This window comes from Polaromonas sp. P1_E1_2, assembly GCF_056406035.1.
The window spans coordinates 1-2,404 of sequence record NZ_JBFUAZ010000634.1; the positions used below are offsets into that span (position 1 = coordinate 1).

The 2,404-nt window shown below is 60.7% G+C and carries 3 protein-coding genes and 1 pseudogene; all 4 read left to right on the forward strand.

Features of this window, described 5'->3' with window-relative positions; translation table 11 throughout:
- The coding region (locus AC1D1P_RS21015) for a DsbA family protein (protein ID WP_477674300.1) at positions 1-354 on the forward strand (354 nt) is incomplete at its 5' end.
- A gap of 159 nt (positions 355-513) precedes the next feature.
- Positions 514-1,140 (forward strand): lipopolysaccharide transport periplasmic protein LptA, encoded by a 627-nt coding sequence (lptA, locus tag AC1D1P_RS21020; RefSeq protein ID WP_477670659.1) that lies wholly within the window; start codon positions 514-516, stop codon positions 1,138-1,140.
- A 14-nt stretch (positions 1,141-1,154) separates the two neighbouring features.
- Positions 1,155-1,946, forward strand: a complete 792-nt coding sequence (gene lptB / locus AC1D1P_RS21025) for an LPS export ABC transporter ATP-binding protein (RefSeq protein WP_457282376.1) — start codon at positions 1,155-1,157, stop codon at positions 1,944-1,946.
- Positions 1,947-2,090: 144 nt separating this feature from the next.
- A pseudogene (locus AC1D1P_RS21030) lies at positions 2,091-2,404 on the forward strand (RNA polymerase factor sigma-54); the annotation flags it as partial.

A 2,404-nucleotide genomic window follows, 5' to 3' on the forward strand; every position in this document is an offset into this window, starting at 1 on the left:
CAGCAGCGCCTGTATTACGTGCTTGAGGCCATGGGCAAAATTGAGGAACTTCACAAGAAGGTGTTTGCTACGATCCACGTGGAAAAACAACCGCTCAACACGCCCGAATTGATAGCTGCATGGGCTGAAAAGCAGGGCCTCAACAAGGCCAAATTCGTTGAGTTCTACAACTCCTTTTCGGTCGCCTCCAAGGCGCGCAAGGCCACACAGCTGCAGGATAGCTACAAAGTGGCCGGCGTGCCGTCGCTGGGTATCGCGGGGCGTTATTACACCTCGTCGGACCAGACCCAAACCATGACCCGCGCGCTGCAGGTCACAGATCACCTGATCGCCCAATCCCGCAAGGCCAAATAAAGAAAGCGCCTGCGGCCGTGCGCCGCGCCAAACACTGGCTCACAAAACCCGCCCGATTTCCGGCGGGTTTTTTTATGCCCCTAATATTCCCCGTGCAAGCCATTCCCGGAGCTGGCATGGCTACAATGGCCCAACACCAAGCAGCAAGATTCGTGCCTTATGAAACACCCCATTTTTTCTTTCATCCTGCCGGTCATTCTGGTGCTGGGGGTGGCTTTCCCGGCCAGCGCCGAAAAAGCCGACCGGGACAAGCCCATGAACGCGGAGGCAGATGCCCTGCGTTATGACGACCTGAAGCAAACCAGTGTTTTTACCGGCAATGTGGTGATCACCAAGGGCACGACCATCGTGCGCGGCGAGCGCGTTGACGTCATGCAGGATCCCGAAGGCTACCAGCAGGCGGTGTCCATCGCGGCGCCCGGCAAGCTGGCGTTTTACCGGAAAAAGCGTGACGGCGTAGACGAATACATCGAAGGCGAAGGCGAACGCATTGAATATGACAGCCGTGCAGACCTGGTGAAGTTCATCAAGCGGGCGGTGGTGCGCCGCTACAACGGCGCCACCCTGGTGGACGAAACCACCGGCAGCCTGATTGTTTACGACAACAACACCGACGTCTTCACCGTGGATGGGGGCGCGCAAAATCGTACGGCCAGCAACCCCACAGGACGGGTTCGCGCCATGCTGTCACCCCGCGCGACAGCCTCGGCCCCCGTCGCGGCGCCGCCCGCAGGCCCCGCCCCGGTTCTGCGCCCCAGCACGACGCTGGGCAATGAAAAGAACTAGAAAGACCTGCACAGATGGATGTGGTGACTGACACTTCAGCGGCCCCGGCCGCTCCTGCCCTGACCCCCAGCCGCCTTGTTGCGCAAGGTCTGCAAAAATCGTACGGCAGCCGCAAGGTGGTGCAGGACGTTTCGCTGTCCGTGCAAAAAGGCGAAGTCGTGGGCCTGCTGGGCCCCAACGGCGCGGGCAAAACGACCTCGTTCTACATGATCGTGGGCCTGGTGCGCGCCGATGCAGGCGAAATTTCCATCGACGGCGAGTCGGTCGAGCACATGCCGATTCACCTGCGTGCCCGCCTGGGCCTGAGCTACCTGCCGCAGGAAGCGTCGATTTTCCGCAAGCTCACGGTCGAAGAAAACGTGCGTGCCGTGCTGGAGCTGCAGCTCGACAAAACCGGAAAGCCGCTGGGGCGCGCAGACATCGAGTCGCGGCTCGACGCGCTGCTGCAGGATTTGCGGGTAGATCATTTGCGCAACTCACCGGCACCGGCGCTCTCGGGCGGCGAGCGCCGCCGGGTCGAAATCGCGCGGGCGCTGGCAACCCAGCCGCGCTTCATCCTGCTGGATGAGCCCTTTGCCGGTATCGACCCCATTGCCGTGATCGAAATCCAGCGCATCATCGGTTTCCTCAAATCGCGCGGCATCGGCGTGCTGATCACCGACCACAACGTGCGTGAAACACTGGGCATTTGCGACCACGCCTACATCATCAGCGACGGCCATGTGCTGGCGCAAGGCACACCGTCCGAGATCGTGAACAACGCCGATGTACGAAGAGTCTATCTCGGCGAACACTTCAAGATGTGAAGATGGTTCCCCCCTGTTGTCGCTCACTTCGTGTAGCTCCCTCTCCCCCTCTGGGGACGGCGCCTGCGGCCTGGCGAAGCCAGTTCCGCGGCCCCTGCTGGCCGAAGACATGTCGTTTTATCTTTCCGCACATTTGAAAATCCAGTGAAACAAGGCCTGTCACTCCGCGTCTCGCAGCATCTTGCGCTGACGCCCCAGCTGCAGCAGTCGATCCGGCTGTTGCAGCTGTCGACGCTTGAGTTGAGCCAGGAGGTCGAGCAGATGCTCGACGAAAACCCGTTTCTGGAAGTGTCGGAAGAGACGGCGGTGCGCGAAGAGTTTGGGCTGGAGCACATCAACACGCCGGTAAGCCAGGACAGCCGCGAGTTTGAATCTGCTACGGATTCGATAGCTGGCGGCGCAGACGAGACTGGCGCTACAGCCCCGAATGACGCAGAAGTCAGTGCGGAGCCCAAGCT

Excerpts from the sequence above, each read along its gene's own strand:
- lptB (WP_457282376.1), top strand. The coding sequence starts at position 1,155 with ATGGATGTGGTGACTGACACTTCAGCGGCCCCGGCCGCTCCTGCCCTG.
- lptA (WP_477670659.1), top strand. The coding sequence starts at position 514 with ATGAAACACCCCATTTTTTCTTTCATCCTGCCGGTCATTCTGGTGCTG.